We start from the raw sequence: 14729 nt of genomic DNA on the forward strand, positions 1-14729 counted from the left end.
GATGGCGAACGTCGATGAACAGAAAGATGGTGCCCAGGAGAGGACTCGAACCTCCACGGCCTTGCGACCGCCAGCACCTGAAGCTGGTGCGTCTACCAATTCCGCCACCTGGGCACAGGTGCATGATCTGCAGGTAGGCGGCGGCGCTTAGAGGGCGGCCCGTCCTCCTGTCAACGCCCCTGTTCCAAGAATCTTCGGACCCTTGCGCGCCGGTCGGGGTTGGGACAAGGACACCGCGTCCTTTCTTCCACGCAGGTCCTGTCCGATGAGCTTCCCGCGCGACACCAAGATCGTCACCGTCTTCGGCGGAGGAGGCTTCGTCGGCCGCTACGTCTGCGAAGCGCTGGTCAAGGCGGGCGTCCGAGTGCGCGTCGCCCAGCGCGACCCCCGCCAGGCCTTCTTCCTCCAACCGCTGGGATCGGTTGGGCAGATCGGCTTCGTCGCCGCCGACATGCGCAAGTCCACTTCGATCGAGCATGCGATCGATGGAGCCTCGGCCGTCATCAACCTGGTCGGGGCCTTTTCCGGTGACCTCGACAAGGTCCACGCCGCCGGACCGCGGCTCGCCGCCGCCACTGCCAGGGCCAATGGCGCTTCGGCCTTTGTCCACGTCTCGGCCATTGGCGCCGATCCGGGCTCGTCATCGGACTACGGCAGGACCAAGGGTGAGGGCGAAACGGCGGTGCGTTCGGAATTCCCCGGCGCGACGATTATCCGGCCGAGCCTTGTGTTCGGGGCCGAAGACCAGCTGACCAACCGCTTTGCGACGATGGCGCAGCTGCCGTTCATGCCGGTCGTCGCCGGGGCGCGGCGATTCCAGCCGGTCTATGTCCGTGACCTGGGCCAGGCCATCGCCATGGCGGCGCTCGATCCAGCCCGCTTCGGCGGCAAGACCTTCGACATCGCCGGTCCCGAGGTCATGACGATGCGCGAGATGCTGGAGCAAATCGCGCGGATCGCCGGCCAGTCGCCAAGCTTCGTCGACGTGCCGGACCCGATCGCGGCCCTGATCGCCAATTTCGGATTTCTGCCCGGTGCGCCACTTACCCGCGACCAGTGGCTGATGCTCCAACACGATAATGTCGCCGACGCGTCGCACCCGGGCCTCGACGCCTTCGGCATTGCGCCCACGGCCCTCGCCGCCGTTGCACCGGAATGGCTGAACCGGTTCCACAAGGGCGGGCGGTTCGCGCCGCGGCAAGCGGCCTGATGCCCGTCCTATTGCTGGTCATCATCCTCGGCATCGTCGAGGGTCTGACCGAATATCTGCCAGTTTCCTCGACCGGCCACCTGATCCTCGCGACCGAACTGCTGGGATATGACGCCGAACGGTGGGCGTTGTTCAACGTCGCGATCCAGCCGGGGGCCATCCTCGCCATCGTCGTGCTTTATTGGCGCACCTTTCGCGACGTGCTGGTCGGCATGTTCCAGCGCGAGCCAACCGCGTGGCGCTTCGTCCGCAATCTCTTGATTTCCTTCTTTCCGGCGGTGGTCCTAGGCCTGCTGCTCGGCGACCAGATCGATGCGCTGCTGGAAAATGCGACCGTCGTCGCGTGGGCGCTGATCGTCGGAGGCATTGCAATCATCGTCATCGAACGCCTGATCAAGGTCAGCCCGTCCCCCGCTGTCGAGCATCCGGCGGAAATGGTGGCCGCGGTCAGCTTGAAGCAGGCGGTGATGATCGGCCTGGTCCAGTGCCTGGCGATGATCCCGGGCGTCAGCCGTTCTGGCGCTACGATCATGGGCGCCGTCGCGCTCGGCATCGACCGCAAGACGGCCGCCGACTTCAGCTTCTTCCTGGCGGTGCCGACGCTGACCGGCGCGACGGTGCTGCAAATGGTCAAGCACCACGACCAGCTGGCGGAGGGGATGGGCACCAATATCCTGATCGGCGCGCTGGTGTCGTTCGTGGTCGCGATCGTCGTCGTAAAGCTGTTCGTGGCGTTCGTTCAGCGCCACGGCTTCACCCCTTCGGATGGTACCGGATCGTTGCCGGTGCGGCCGCGCTGGTGTGGCTTGGCCTTCGCTAGATTTGACGAAGACCGCTTGAGGCGCGATTCTGCGCAGCGAATCACGGAGTAGAAGTGATGCGCCTCTTTCTAGTCACTGGCGCGGCGCTGATGGCCGCCGCCCCGGCCCAGGCCGAACCATCCCGGGTTCCGCCGGCGCCGAAAATCCTCACCGATCCGGCGATGGCGGACCAGCTCGGCAAGATGATGGGGGCCCTGACGAAGGCGGTGATGGACATGCCGGTCGGCGAGCTTGAAGCCGCCATCGAGAACAGACCGGTGACCGGCGCGGACCGCAACCGCCGGGTGCGCGACGTCACGACCGGCGGCGATCCGGCCGTCGAGCGGCGCGTTGCCGAGGGCGCGGAGCGTTCCGGCCGCCAGGCGCAGGCGATGGGCCAGGCGATGATGAGCGCGCTGCCGTCGATCATCAAATCGCTGGATGAGGCCGAAGCGGCGGTCGAACGCGCCGTTTCCAACATGCCGGACCCGACCTACCCCAAGCGCTGAATTTCTTTTGCGCTGCCGGTGGACTGGCGGGGCACGGGCGCTAAAGCTGCCCGGCCATGTGGCAACTGTTTCAATTTCCCCTCTGCCCTTCTCCCGCAAGGTTCGCCTTGTCCTGGGAGAAAAGGGCGTCGCGCACGAACTGGTGCGCGAAAACCCGTGGGAACGCCGCGACGAGTTCCTCGACCTCAACCCGGCGGGCGAAACGCCGGTGCTGGTTGAAAAGGACGGCAGCATCGTCCTGATCGGCAGCCAGCCGATCGTCGAATATTTCGACGAGACGGTCGACAAGATGCCGATGATCCACGGCAACGCGCCGGCACGCGCCGAAATCCGCCGCCTGGTCGAATGGTTCGACGAGAAGATGTACCGCGAGGTGGTCGAGCCGTTGATGCACGAACGGATGCGCAAGCGCTTGGTCAGCCGCGAATCGCCCGACACGCGTGTGCTTCGCGAGGCGATGCGGATCGCCAACGGCCACCTCGACTATCTGGATTACCTCCTCGATAACCGCCGCTGGATGGCGGGCGCCGGCCTCAGCCTCGCCGACTTCACCGCCGCCGCCCATTTGAGCGTGATTGACTATCTCGGCGCGCTCGACTGGCGCGGGCACAAGCAGACCAAGGACTGGTACGCCGTGATGAAGAGCCGGCCGTGCTTCCGGCCCCTGCTGGGCGAGCGGATGGAGGTCATCGTCCCGCCGACCCACTACGACAAGGTGGATTTCTAAGCGGAGCGGCCGAGCGCAGCGGAGCGATTGCGCAGCAATCGGGAGGCAGCGCGGAGAGCCAGCGAACGCCGGCCGGCCTGCGCGCCAGCGACAGGACCGACGGCGCGGCTCCGCCGCGACGCCCACGCCTTAAGCTCGCAAGGGTCGTGGAAAGCGGCGCCTTTTTCGATCCGATCTGCGAACCTAAACAATCTGGACAAGCGGAAGGTGAGACGTCGCGACTTGTTCGACTTTCGAAAGGACCAGCGGGAGGGCCGCACTTCCTGCGCCTGTAGGACAGCGAATTCGCTAATGTCCGCTTTGGGTGGAAAGCGGACGCGAAGTGGACAAGCTAGCCGGTTTGGCGATGCGTGGGTTTGCTATCGTAGCAACGACACCGCTCGCATTCCGCACTCTAACTTCCGTCGGGTTCCAGCGCCCTGTTAACTGGGCGGCGACATACTGAGCAACCTCAAGCGCAGCTTGCTCGTCGCGGACCAATATTCCCTCGTGATCGTCGCTTCGATTGCCGCGTTGCGAAATGTCAAAAAAGTAGCGGGGCACGAACAATCTCCTTCACCCGCGCGGAATGTTTTGCGATGCGGCTCGTTCCCGACAGATTCAAAATCTGAGGGACTGTGCTTCAAAGTCCGCAGCCGGTGGAGCAGTCGCGGATGTGCCGCTCGCCAAGCTGGCGCGCACGAGGCGCGGTTGACGGAGCGCCTAAATGGGTTCGTTAAGCCTCAGGCTGATCCGGAACGGCGCTGATATCCTTAGGGGACAGCCGAAGCACGACTGCCTCGTAGCGCCGCGCCAGTTCCGTATGAATTTCGCGCACCCTGTCGTCTTCGGCGCCTAGCGCCCGTTCGCGTTCCGTGATTGCGCGCTGGCGACAATAGCTCGCATCATCCTCGGTCATTGCCCGCCCTAGCTTACAAGCGAGCGCGACGAATCGCGCACAAAACGCCGGGACAGTTATGACAGGTCAAACGAAAATGGCGAGACCTGGCCACTTGCACCGGTCTCGCCATTTTTACGCAACTAGGAGGAGGGCCCTCTGGGTTAAAACAGGCATAGGCCTAGATGTTTCCCCGGTTGCTCAGATGTCCCCAAACGAGACTCCATCGCTCGGTGCTCGATTGACTAGTGGGACTAGGCGAAGAGTGAGCAGTAATGTCCGATTTGGGTCGAAGTCGGACGCTAACCGCTCGTGTCTCGATCGTCGGCCTGAGGTTGGCTTCTCCCCCGGCGTTTGTAGCTACTGCCTATGGAAAAAGAGTTCACATGCTTGAGGTTCGATTGGGGAATCGTCAACGGGGAGATTGTGCGCTCTGTTGTTGGCGAGCCTGCTGACGGATGTCATTATTGGCGCGTCGCGATACCCACCGACAAAGGCACCGTCGTGATCGCGGTCGACGAAGATACGGACCAAGTGTGGGTGTCGCTGACTGACGAGGACCTCAAAACTGAAGCCTGGAAGCCCGTCCCGTTTCTGCAAGACTGGGTCAACGTCGAGTTGGGATGGTGCTGGGTCGGCATCAATTATCTAGGTTACAAGGACACTTTCTCTCTCTCCTGCGACGCCCCTTTGCCGCAATGGGCATTCGTAGGGGAAGGATCCTCGTTGACCTGCTACCAGATGAGAGGACCAAGAGAATCCGTGCGCGGGACTTAATACGAGCGTCCGCTTTGGGTCGATAGCGGACGGGACGAAGTACGGAATTGAGCCGCTATTTCGCTTCTTCGATGGCATCGGCAAATCCGGGAAGTGATCGAGCCTCTCGCTCGGCATCTTCCAACGTGGCGAAAAGCCCGGGAAGGGGATCGATGCCCTCGCCTTCATAAAGAGCCTCCCGGTCGTAATCATTATGAGTCCAGCGACGGTCTCGAACGGGCTCAACATGAAATGCAATCTGAGTTTTCAGATCCCAACGCCAATGTTCGTATAAGCAGTAGCGGCAATCATCTCGGCGAACGATGGCGATGCGCCCATACCCGTCCGGTGTAATAAGAACTTTCTGCTCGTCCACGCTGGCGAATATGCATCCTGCGCTAATGTCCTCATGGGTCGTTATCGGACATTAGCGCCCCACCCCTTCGCCCTGTTATCTCCGCCGTTGTCGCCCAACCGCCCGCGCCGTGCGCCCAGTCGAACTCGACGCTTCTTTGCGCGCCCGTTAACCCTCTTGATCGTCAGCGAAAAATCGATGCGTGACGGGTGCCGCGGGGGCTTCCGGTCGATCCTGACCATTGGGGTGGGCCATGGGTGTCAGTCTGTTCAATTTCTGGTCGCGCGACCTTGCGATCGACCTCGGGACGGCCAACACCGTCGTTTACGCCCGGGATCGCGGCATCGTCATCAATGAGCCGTCGGTGGTGGCGCTGGAATATGGCAATGGCCTGCCGCGCGTCCGCGCCGTCGGGGCCGACGCCAAGCTGATGCTGGGCAAGACCCCGGCCAACGTCCGCACCATTCGCCCTTGCGCAGCGGGGTCATCGCCGACCTCGAGGTCGCCGAGCAGATGATCAAGCATTTCATGCAGAAGGCGATCGGCGGCCGCACGCGCCTCAGCAGCCGCGCCCAGGTCGTCATCTGCGTGCCGTCGGGATCGACCAACGTCGAACGCCGCGCCATCCGTGATGCCGCGACCAACGCCGGCGCGACGCAGGTCAGCCTGATCGAAGAGCCGATGGCGGCGGCGATCGGCGCGGGACTCCCGGTGGTCGATCCCATCGGGTCGATGGTCTGCGACATCGGTGGCGGCACGACCGAGGTCGGCGTCATTTCTCTCCAAGGGCTGTCCTATAGCCGGTCCGTCCGTATCGGCGGTGACAAGATGGACGAGGCGATCATGTCCTACGTCCGCCGCACCCATAACCTCCAGATCGGCGAAGCGACGGCGGAGCGGGTCAAGAAGGACTATGGCTCCGCCCGGCCGCCAGTCAGCGGCGACGGCGACATTGCGGTGGTCAAGGGACTGGACGTCGAGAAGGGTGTCCCCAAAGAGATCAAGCTGACCCAGGCCGAGCTCGCCCATGCGCTGGCGGAGCCGGTTGCGCGGATCGTCCACGCCGTCCGCGAGGCGCTGGAGCACACCGCGCCGGAGATCGCCGCCGACATCATCGAGGAAGGCATCACCATGACCGGTGGCGGATCGCTTCTCAACGGCATCGACGCCGTCCTCGCCGACGAAACCGGCCTTCCCGTCCGGATCGCCGAAGACCCCATGCAATGCGTCGCCCTCGGCGCCGGCCAGACACTCGAAGACGAAGTCTTCAAGGGAGCGCTGCAGCCCGCCTAGGCGCGGGACATTTTGGTTCCTGTCGCGCTTCGACGTGCGCGCAGCTTCCCGGTTAGCCAGCGGCGGACGGGCTCGTCGTATAGCTTTAGCGCGATCCAAGATCCGAAGATCGTGGCGGCCGACGTCGTGACAATCAGGACAACCGGGTCATCGATGAATCTTCGGACAACGAAGCCGGTCGCGCGCGAAAGCGGGAGATGGAGCAAGTAAAGGGGATAGGACAACCGCCCTATCCAGTCGCAAACACGCCGCGTTGCGGAGGACATGCTCGCCTCTGCGCCAGCGCAGATAATCAGCGGAAACGCCACGAGGATAAAAGCCAGTTCCACCGTCGGAGATGTCGGCCGAGGGGTGAGCAGTAACAGGCTCAGGACCAGCGCGACGACCCAGAATGGTACCGGCGGAGAACGGCGATACACTGCCGTCCGGTAGAGCAGGACGCCGATGGTGAAGGGAACGAAGATCCTCAGGAAGCCGCCACAAAAGATGATGAGCCCCTGCACCCCGAGGCCGCCGATCGAGCCGTCCCAGTATGCTAAAGTCGTAATCCCGATGAGAGAGACGACAAACATCGGGACCAGCACAATCGGCTTGGCATTGCGGAGACGGGTGGCGAAAACGGCGCTCGCTACGATCTCGAAGAACAAAGACCAAACGGGGAAGTTAAACGCAAACGCATACGGCGTTCCGAACGGAAACTCGGGCTTGGCGAACAGGAGGCCGGTCGGCAGCAGTGCCAGCGCCGGAAGCAACATATAGGGCCGTTCGTCGGCGATGGGCACGCCTTCGATATACTGCTTGGTAAGAGACACCAGCGCCCCAAGCAGTATGCCGGCAAGAAGCAAGGGATAAAGGCGCACTAGGCGCATTTCCATGAATCGTCGCCAACTCAGGCCAGTGTCCAGCTTGTCAAAATAGGCGTAGGCGAGGACGAAACCGCTGAGCATGAAAAACATGTCGACAGCGAGGAAAGCAGGAATCGGCGGGTCGACATTCGGCAAGTAGAGCCCAACGAGATGCATGATCATAACCGCGATCGCCGCAACGCCGCGGAGTCCGTCGAGGCCCACGAAATGAACCTTGTCGTTCACCACCGCTCGCGTTTCACCGAGCGTCATGCGAACTGCCTCAACCCATTCAAGCGTTTGCTCCCCCTACTCAAACAAGACGTATCAGGCGGGGCGCGGCGGCAAGAGACCAGATAGTTGAGTCGGGTGTCTTCGCTGAGGTGGAGGCCGCGGGTCGGGGAGAAGGCGATGCCTTCAACGTCGATCACTTCCATGCCCGCCTTGGCGAGCAGGCCGCGCATCTGGTCCGGATCGATGAACTTGCCGTAATCATGTGTGCCGCGCGGGATCCGGCCGAGCCCCTCGGCGAGCGTGATCGTCAGCAGCTTCGACCATCCGGTGCGGTTGGGAGTCGAAAGCAGGAGCAGGCCGCCGGGCGCCAGCCGCGCGACCAGCGCTTCGACGAAGGCTTGCGGGTCGACGACATGTTCGATCACTTCCAGCGCGGTGACCAGGTCGAACTGCCCGTCCAGGTCCTCGACCCCGATCGAGCGGTAATCGATGTCGAGGTGGCCGCCGAACGCATGAGCCTTGGCGGCCTCGATCAATTCGGGCGCGGCGTCGATCGCGGTCACGCGCGCACCTAGCCGTGCCAGCGGCTCGGCCAGCAAACCAGCCCCGCAACCGACATCCAGCGCGGTCTTCCCCGCAAGCGGCCGAAGCGAATGTTCGTCCAGACCCCAAAGCTGGTCGACCTGGTCGCGGATGTAGCACAGCCGCACCGGATTGAGCTTGTGCAGCATCGCCGACGCGCCGTTCGGGTCCCACCAATCGCCGGCCATTGCACCGAAGTGCGCGGCCTCGCTTGCCACGATACTTGTCTTCGCCATGGCCCCCTCCTAACAGGGCGCCGCCCGTCAGCCCAAGAGGAAAGCGCGCTCGAATCCTATGCCCCGCATCGTGATGAAATTCGGCGGAACGTCGATGGCCGGGATCGAGCGAATCCGGGCCGTCGCCGCGCGGGTCAAGCGCGAGGCGGATTCCGGAAACCAGGTCGCAGTGGTGGTGTCGGCGATGGCCGGCGAGACCGACCGGCTGGTGCAGCTGTGCCGCGAGGCTGCCGCGCTCTACGACCCGCGCGAATATGACGTCGTCGTCGCCAGCGGTGAGCAGGTCACCAGCGGCCTGCTGGCGATCACCCTGCAGGGCATGGGCCTCAACGCCAAGAGCTATATGGGCTGGCAGCTGCCGATCCGCGCCAGCGGGCACACGGCCGCGCTGATCGAGGGGATCGACGTCGACGTGCTGGAACGCGTGTTCGACGATGGGGGATCGCGGTCATCCCGGGTTTCCAGGGCGTGACCAGCGAGGGTGCCGTGGCGACGCTCGGCCGTGGCGGGTCAGACACTTCGGCGGTGGCACTGGCGGCGGCGATGAAGGCCGACCGCTGCGACATCTACACCGACGTCGACGGCGTCTATACCACCGACCCGCGCATCGTCCCGGCGGCCAAGAAGCTCGACCTCGTCACCTATGAGGAAATGCTCGAGCTGGCGTCGGTCGGGGCCAAGGTCTTGCAGACCCGCTCGGTCGGGCTGGCCATGCGCTACAACATGCCGCTGACCGTGCTGTCGAGTTTCGAGGACAAGCCCGGCACGATGATCGTCGGCGACGAGGAAATTGAGGGAAGCACGATGGAACGCGACATCATCACGGGCATCGCCCACGACAAGAACGAGGCGATGATCACGCTGACCGGGCTGCCCAACGTGCCCGGCACGGTCGCCAAGATATTCGGCCCCCTCGCGGACGCCAACGTCAACGTCGACATGATTGTCCAGAGCGTGCCCCACGGTGGCGAGGCAAGCACCCTGACCTTCACCGTGCCCAAGGCGGCCCTGGCCCACACGACTGCGGTGCTCGACAAGTGCAAGGAAGTGGTCGGCTTCGACGAAATCCTGACCGGTACCAACATCGTCAAGGTCAGCGCCGTCGGCGTCGGCATGCGTTCCAACGCCGGCATCGCCGCGAAGATGTTCGAGACGCTCGCCGAGCGGGGCATCAACATCCTCGCCATCACCACCAGCGAGATCAAGGTCAGCGTCCTGATCGCCGAAGAATATACCGAGCTTGCGGTACGTGTTCTGCACACCGCCTACGGGCTCGATGCGCCGCGAGAGAGCGTAACGGAGGACTTGGCATGAGCGGCGAGGGAATGATTGCCGAGCCGCGCGCCGTCCACGGCGATGCCGGCCGGCTCCGCCTGAAGGAGTTGATGCACCGCGGCACCGATTTCCTCGGCACCGACCTTGCCATCCTCGGCGGCGCGATGAGTTGGGTCAGCGAGCGCAACCTGGTGTCGGCGATCAGCAACGCCGGCGGGTTCGGGGTGATCGCGTGCGGGGCGATGACGCCCGAACTGCTCGACCGCGAAATCGCCGAGACCAAGGCGCGGACGTCGAAACCGTTCGGCGTCAACCTGATTACGATGCATCCGCAACTGTCCGACCTGATCGGTGTCTGCGCCACGCATGGCGTCGGCCATGTCGTGCTGGCCGGCGGCCTGCCGCCGGGCGGCGCGATCGAGGCGATCAAGGGCAATGGCGCGAAGCTGATCGCCTTCGCCCCAGCCCTGGCGCTGGCCAAGAAGCTGATCCGCAGCGGCGCCGACGCGCTGGTGATCGAGGGGATGGAGGCCGGCGGCCACATCGGGCCGGTGTCGACCAGCGTGCTGGCCCAGGAGATCTTGCCGGAGGTCGCGCACGACGTTCCGGTATTCGTCGCCGGCGGTATCGGCCGAGGCGAGGCGATCGCGGCCTACCTCGAAATGGGCGCGGTCGGTGTCCAGCTGGGCACCCGCTTCGTCTGCGCGACCGAAAGCATCGCCCACCCCAACTTCAAGCGGGCCTTCATTCGCGCCTCGGCCCGCGATGCGATTCCCTCGGTGCAGATCGACCCGCGCCTGCCGGTGATCCCGGTGCGCGCGCTCAAGAACCGCGAGATGGAGAATTTCGCGGCCAAGCAGCGCGAGGTCGCCCAGAAGCTCGACGATGGTGCCATCGAAATGGCCGAGGCCCAGCTGCAGATCGAACATTATTGGGCGGGGGCGCTGCGCCGTGCGGTGATTGACGGCGACGTCGAAAGCGGCAGCGTCATGGCCGGCCAGTCGGTCGGCATGGTCAAGAAGGAAGAGCCGGTCGCCGACATCCTCGCCGAACTGGTGGACGAGGCAGCGGCGGCGCTCGGCAGCCGCGGCTGACGTGACCGAGCAGCGTGCCGGCCTTCCGATCCTCGCCTTCGAGGACATGGATCGCTGGCTCGATTGGATTGCCAGGCAGCCTGAGGGCACCAAGGGACTTTGGCTGAAAATTGCCAAGGCCGGCAATGCGCGGTCGCGGCTGACCAAGGCGCAGGCGATCGACGGGGCGCTGATCCACGGCTGGATCGACGGCCAGCTCAATCCGTATGACGGCGACTGGTACCTGATCCGCTTCACCCCACGCAAAGCGCGCAGCAAATGGTCACAGAAGAATCGCGAGCGAGTGACCGAATTGATCGGCCAAGGCCGGGTCACGGAGCGCGGGATGGCCGAGGTCGAAGCCGCGAAGGGCGACGGACGGTGGGACGCAGCTTATGCGCCCGCGTCCACGGCCACGGTTCCCGACGATCTCGCGGCGGCGTTGGAAGCCAACCCCGCCGCCCGTGCCTTCTTCGATGGCCTGAACGGTGCCAACCGCTACGCCATCCTCTATCGGATCGGTGACGCCGAGAAGCCGGAAACCCGCGCGGCCCGCATCGCGAAGTTCGTCGCCATGTGCGCCGAGGGAAAGACCGTCCACTGACGATCGCACGGTCCAGGCCTGGGCTGCTCTTCCCGTTGGCAAGCGCCGCGCGCTTCTGTTAGCTCAGCCTTCATGCCGACCAGCGCCGCCACCTCCGCCCGCGAAATCCTGACCGGGCTACACGAAGTCATGGCCAAGCGGGGGTCGGCGCAGGCCAAGCTGGATCGCGTCGTCGACCTGATCGCCGAGGCGATGAAGAGCGAAGTCTGCTCGATCTACCTGATGCGCGACAACATGCTGGAGCTGTTCGCGACACATGGTCTGCGCAAGGAAGCGGTTCACGTCACCCGCCTCGCGCTCGGCGAAGGACTGGTCGGCACGATCGCCGAGGAAGGGCGAATCCTCAACCTTGCCGAGGCCGCTAATCATCCAGGGTTCGTCTACCGGCCGGAAACGGGCGAAGAACGGTTTCACAGCTTCGCCGGTGTCCCGGTCATCCGCCGCGAGAGCCCGATCGGCGTCCTCGCCGTCCAGCACGCCGAGCCGCGCCGCTACGAGGATGTGGAGATTGAGGCGCTGCAGACCGTGGCGATGGTGCTGTCGGAACTGCTTGCCAGCGCGCGGCTGGTCGACGCCGCCCGCGGGCGGGGCGGGAAAGCGGTACGCAGCGCCTCGTCGGGTTGAAGCTCGTCGCCGGCATGGCCAAGGGCGTCGCCGTGTTCCACCAGCCGCGCGTCGTGGTCGAGCACACCGTCGCCGAGGACATCGAGGCCGAACGCGCCCGGGTCTATTCGGCCTTTCGCAAGATGCGCGAGCAAATCGACACGATGACTCGCGAGGCCGAATTCGGCACCGCCGGCGAGCATCAGGAGATCCTCGAGACGTACAAGATGTTCGCCTACGACGAAGGCTGGTCGCGGCGGATCAACGAGGCGATCGACAGTGGCCTGACGGCCGAAGCGGCAATCGAACGTGTCCAGCAGCGGACCCGGGCGCGGATGCGGGAAATCGACGATCCGCTGCTCCAGGAGCGGATGCACGACCTCGAGGACCTGTCCAACCGGCTGATGCGGATCGTCAGCGGCCGGTTCGGGACCGCAGCGCAAACCGGCCTTGCAAAGGACGCCATCCTGATCGCCCGCAACCTTGGGCCCGCCGAACTGCTTGAATATGACAAGCGCCGCCTGAAGGGCGTCGTCCTGGAGGAAGGATCGCTCACCGCGCACATGACGATCGTCGCGCGCGCCATGGGCGTGCCGGTCGTCGGGCGCGTGGAGGATATTCGCCACATCGTCAGCGAAGGCGAGCCGCTGTTGGTCGACGGCGACCTCGGGCTGGTGGTCGTCCGGCCGACCCGGACGATGACGCAAAGCTTCGACCAGCGCATGGCGGTGGGGCAGAAGCGCCGTGCCGAATATGCCGCGCTCAAGAGCAAGCCGGCAGAAACGCTCGACGGGCAACGCATCACCTTGATGGTCAATGCCGGACTTGCCGAAGACGCGGCAATGCTCGACGCCTCGGGCGCCGAGGGCATCGGCCTGTTCCGCACCGAATTCCAGTTCCTGATTTCCGCGTCCCTGCCGGGGCGCGAGAGCCAGCAGCGGCTGTACAAGTCGGTGCTCGATGCCGCCGCCGGAAAGCCGGTGGTTTTTCGCACGGTCGACATCGGCGGCGACAAGGCCCTGCCCTATCTGATGGACGAAAAGGACGAATCCGAAAATCCGGCCATGGGCTGGCGCGCGCTGCGCCTGTCGCTCAGCCGCTCGACGCTGATGAAGGCGCAGGCCCGGGCGCTGATCGAAGCGGCGGCCGGGCGTACGCTGTCGGTCATGTTCCCGATGGTCAGCGAACCTTGGGAATATGAGGAGGCCCGCGCCCTGTTCGACGAACAGCTGGCCTGGTGCCAGTCTTCGCGCCGGGCGGTGCCGTCGAAGATCGAGTATGGCGCGATGCTGGAGGTGCCGAGCCTCGCCGAGATGCTCGACGAACTGTTGCCGCGGATCGATTTCCTGTCGATCGGCACCAACGACCTTACCCAGTTCCTGTTCGCGGCCGACCGCGCCGATCCGCGGCTGGCCGACCGTTACGACTGGCTGAGCCCGGCTATCCTACGGTTCCTGAAACGGGTCGCCGACAAGGTCGAGGGCAGCGGCGTCACGCTTCGGCTGTGCGGTGAGATGGGTGGCCGCCCGTTGGAAGCGATGGCGCTGATCGGCATCGGCATCCGCAATTTTTCGATCACCCCCGCTGCGGTCGGCCCGATCAAGGCGATGGTCCGTTCGATCGACGCCGGTCAGGTGACCCACAAAATGACGGCGATGCTGGCCAGACCGCCGCGCGAGTTCCGCAAGGCGCTGGCCGATTGGGCGAGGCGGCATCGGGTTGCGTTGGGCTGAGCAAAGCTTGCGGCCAAGCGGTTGACAGCCCCGCCGACGACCCCGACAACGGCAGCAATCTGGTGGGGGCTCGTCGGGAAAAATCATGGACGAATTCGAGCAGCATTCGGTGCAGACTGTTGGCGAAAAGCTGCGCGCCGCGCGTGAGGCGCAAGGCCTGTCGGTCGAAGAAGTCGCGGCCGCAACACGCATTCCGACGCGGCACCTGGTCAGCCTTGAGACCAGCGACTGGGCTTCGCTTCCGGCGCCGACTTATTCGATGGGCTTTGCCAAGAATTACGCCGGTGTCGTCGGCCTCGACCGAAGCGAAATTGCCGACCAGCTGCGGGAGGAAATGGGCGGGCTTCGCCCAGCCTACATGCAGACGTCCGAAGTGTTCGAACCCGCCGATCCCAAGCGGGCCATGCCCAAGGGCCTAGTGCTTGGGACGCTCATTGCCCTTGCCATCGTCGCCCTTGGATTGAGCTGGCTCAGCAACCGGCAGCTTGCCGGCGATGACGCCGCGCCGGCCACCGCTAACGAACAGGCTCCCGTTGCGGCCGCGGCGCCGGTCGCGCCGGTGGCGGCCCCGGTCGTCATTACCGCCAATGAAGCGGCGTGGATCGACGTTCGCGACGGCGGAACCGTTCTTCGCCAGGGCGAGCTTGGCCCGGGCCAGAGCTTCGAGGTTCCGACTTCCGCCGTCGCGCCGACGCTGACCACCGCGAAGCCGGAAGCGCTGCGGATCTCGGTCGGCACCGCCGATGCGCCGTCCATCGGCCCGGCCGGCAAGCGCGTGTCGAACGTTTCGTTAAAAGCCGCCGACCTGATGCGGGCCCCAGCCGCGGTTTCCGCGCCTTCGCCGTCGCCAGCCCCCGTACCGGTCCGGCGCACGGCCCGCCCGGCGCCTCAGCCATCGACACCCGCCGCACGCACCCCCACGGCGAGCGAACCCGCGCCGACGGCTCCCGCCGCGCCTGCCCCCGCCACCAACACCACCCAATAACAGTTCAGCCGCGCGTCAGGCCGTTCGCGGCA

General features: G+C 64.8%; 12 protein-coding genes, 1 tRNA gene and 5 pseudogenes. 12 read left to right on the plus strand and 6 right to left on the minus strand.

Translation table 11 applies throughout. The annotated features are described in order from the left end of the window. Positions 1 to 27 precede the first annotated feature (27 nt). Positions 28 to 114: transfer RNA gene (locus tag H9L12_RS09470), tRNA-Leu, on the minus strand. 151 nt (positions 115 to 265) lie between these two features. Between H9L12_RS09470 and H9L12_RS09475 the strand changes: the two genes are divergently transcribed. From H9L12_RS09475 to H9L12_RS09490, 4 genes and pseudogenes are all read left to right on the plus strand, one after another. Continuing rightward, positions 266 to 1210, plus strand: coding sequence for a complex I NDUFA9 subunit family protein (locus H9L12_RS09475; RefSeq protein WP_187541533.1), 945 nt, complete (start codon positions 266 to 268; stop codon positions 1208 to 1210). Continuing rightward, a pseudogene (locus H9L12_RS09480) lies at positions 1210 to 2030 on the plus strand (undecaprenyl-diphosphate phosphatase). The gene H9L12_RS09475 and the pseudogene H9L12_RS09480 overlap by 1 nt, the downstream one beginning before the upstream one ends. A gap of 57 nt (positions 2031 to 2087) precedes the next feature. Further along, entirely contained in the window at positions 2088 to 2519 is a 432-nt protein-coding gene (locus tag H9L12_RS09485; protein ID WP_187541534.1) for a hypothetical protein, read from the plus strand. 56 nt (positions 2520 to 2575) lie between these two features. After that, positions 2576 to 3246, plus strand: a pseudogene (locus tag H9L12_RS09490) (glutathione S-transferase family protein). Positions 3247 to 3534: 288 nt separating this feature from the next. Here the strand turns inward: H9L12_RS09490 and H9L12_RS14485 are convergent. Further along, a complete protein-coding gene (locus H9L12_RS14485; protein ID WP_425506774.1) occupies positions 3535 to 3789 on the minus strand; it encodes a DUF6894 family protein in 255 nt (84 codons plus the stop codon). Positions 3790 to 3961: 172 nt separating this feature from the next. Beyond that, complete coding sequence (locus H9L12_RS09495; RefSeq protein WP_187541535.1) at positions 3962 to 4144, minus strand: hypothetical protein; 183 nt, start codon at positions 4142 to 4144, stop codon at positions 3962 to 3964. A 348-nt stretch (positions 4145 to 4492) separates the two neighbouring features. On the opposite strand from H9L12_RS09495, the gene H9L12_RS09500 reads away from it, so the two are divergent. Next, entirely contained in the window at positions 4493 to 4900 is a 408-nt protein-coding gene (locus H9L12_RS09500; RefSeq protein ID WP_187541536.1) for a DUF6334 family protein, read from the plus strand. Between the two features lie 55 nt (positions 4901 to 4955). Here H9L12_RS09500 and H9L12_RS09505 read toward each other — a convergent pair whose 3' ends face one another. Further along, entirely contained in the window at positions 4956 to 5255 is a 300-nt protein-coding gene (locus H9L12_RS09505) for a hypothetical protein (RefSeq protein ID WP_187541537.1), read from the minus strand. Between the two features lie 232 nt (positions 5256 to 5487). Between H9L12_RS09505 and H9L12_RS09510 the strand changes: the two are divergent. Next, positions 5488 to 6527, plus strand: a pseudogene (locus H9L12_RS09510) (rod shape-determining protein). Here H9L12_RS09510 and H9L12_RS09515 read toward each other — a convergent pair. After that, positions 6524 to 7645, minus strand: coding sequence for an acyltransferase family protein (locus H9L12_RS09515; RefSeq protein WP_187541538.1), 1122 nt, complete (start codon positions 7643 to 7645; stop codon positions 6524 to 6526). The pseudogene H9L12_RS09510 and the gene H9L12_RS09515 sit on opposite strands and share 4 nt — an antisense overlap. Beyond that, positions 7642 to 8424 carry a bifunctional 2-polyprenyl-6-hydroxyphenol methylase/3-demethylubiquinol 3-O-methyltransferase UbiG gene (gene ubiG / locus H9L12_RS09520; RefSeq protein WP_187541539.1) on the minus strand — a complete coding sequence of 261 codons (783 nt, stop codon included), beginning with the start codon at positions 8422 to 8424 and terminating at the stop codon, positions 7642 to 7644. The genes H9L12_RS09515 and ubiG overlap by 4 nt, the downstream gene beginning before the upstream one ends. Positions 8425 to 8518: 94 nt before the next feature. Between ubiG and H9L12_RS13950 the strand changes: the two are divergent. From H9L12_RS13950 to H9L12_RS09545, 6 genes and pseudogenes are all read left to right on the plus strand, one after another. Further along, a pseudogene (locus H9L12_RS13950) lies at positions 8519 to 8791 on the plus strand (aspartate kinase); the annotation flags it as partial. Beyond that, positions 8773 to 9738, plus strand: a complete 966-nt coding sequence (locus H9L12_RS09525; RefSeq protein WP_281399812.1) for an aspartate kinase — start codon at positions 8773 to 8775, stop codon at positions 9736 to 9738. The pseudogene H9L12_RS13950 and the gene H9L12_RS09525, both read left to right, overlap by 19 nt. Continuing rightward, complete coding sequence (locus H9L12_RS09530) at positions 9735 to 10793, plus strand: NAD(P)H-dependent flavin oxidoreductase (protein ID WP_425506775.1); 1059 nt, start codon at positions 9735 to 9737, stop codon at positions 10791 to 10793. The genes H9L12_RS09525 and H9L12_RS09530 overlap by 4 nt, the downstream gene beginning before the upstream one ends. 1 nt (position 10794) lies before the next feature. Further along, positions 10795 to 11376, plus strand: coding sequence for a YdeI/OmpD-associated family protein (locus H9L12_RS13660; protein WP_187541540.1), 582 nt, complete (start codon positions 10795 to 10797; stop codon positions 11374 to 11376). Between the two features lie 72 nt (positions 11377 to 11448). After that, positions 11449 to 13712 (plus strand): annotated as a pseudogene (ptsP, locus tag H9L12_RS09540) (phosphoenolpyruvate--protein phosphotransferase). An 85-nt stretch (positions 13713 to 13797) separates the two neighbouring features. Further along, positions 13798 to 14697: a helix-turn-helix domain-containing protein gene (locus H9L12_RS09545; protein ID WP_187541541.1), complete on the plus strand. Its 900-nt coding sequence runs from the start codon at positions 13798 to 13800 to the stop codon at positions 14695 to 14697. The last annotated feature ends 32 nt before the right edge of the window (positions 14698 to 14729 follow it).

Source organism: Sphingomonas rhizophila (assembly GCF_014396585.1).
Classification (GTDB): domain Bacteria; phylum Pseudomonadota; class Alphaproteobacteria; order Sphingomonadales; family Sphingomonadaceae; genus Sphingomicrobium; species Sphingomicrobium rhizophilum.

Bases quoted from the DNA above. Each gene is read 5' to 3' on its own strand.
- H9L12_RS09500 (WP_187541536.1), top strand. From the start codon at position 4,493: ATGGAAAAAGAGTTCACATGCTTGAGGTTCGATTGGGGAATCGTCAAC.
- H9L12_RS09495 (WP_187541535.1), bottom strand. From the start codon at position 4,144: ATGACCGAGGATGATGCGAGCTATTGTCGCCAGCGCGCAATCACGGAA.
- H9L12_RS09530 (WP_425506775.1), top strand. From the start codon at position 9,735: ATGAGCGGCGAGGGAATGATTGCCGAGCCGCGCGCCGTCCACGGCGAT.
- H9L12_RS09545 (WP_187541541.1), top strand. From the start codon at position 13,798: ATGGACGAATTCGAGCAGCATTCGGTGCAGACTGTTGGCGAAAAGCTG.
- ubiG (WP_187541539.1), bottom strand. From the start codon at position 8,424: ATGGCGAAGACAAGTATCGTGGCAAGCGAGGCCGCGCACTTCGGTGCA.
- H9L12_RS09485 (WP_187541534.1), top strand. From the start codon at position 2,088: ATGCGCCTCTTTCTAGTCACTGGCGCGGCGCTGATGGCCGCCGCCCCG.
- H9L12_RS09515 (WP_187541538.1), bottom strand. From the start codon at position 7,645: ATGACGCTCGGTGAAACGCGAGCGGTGGTGAACGACAAGGTTCATTTC.
- H9L12_RS09475 (WP_187541533.1), top strand. From the start codon at position 266: ATGAGCTTCCCGCGCGACACCAAGATCGTCACCGTCTTCGGCGGAGGA.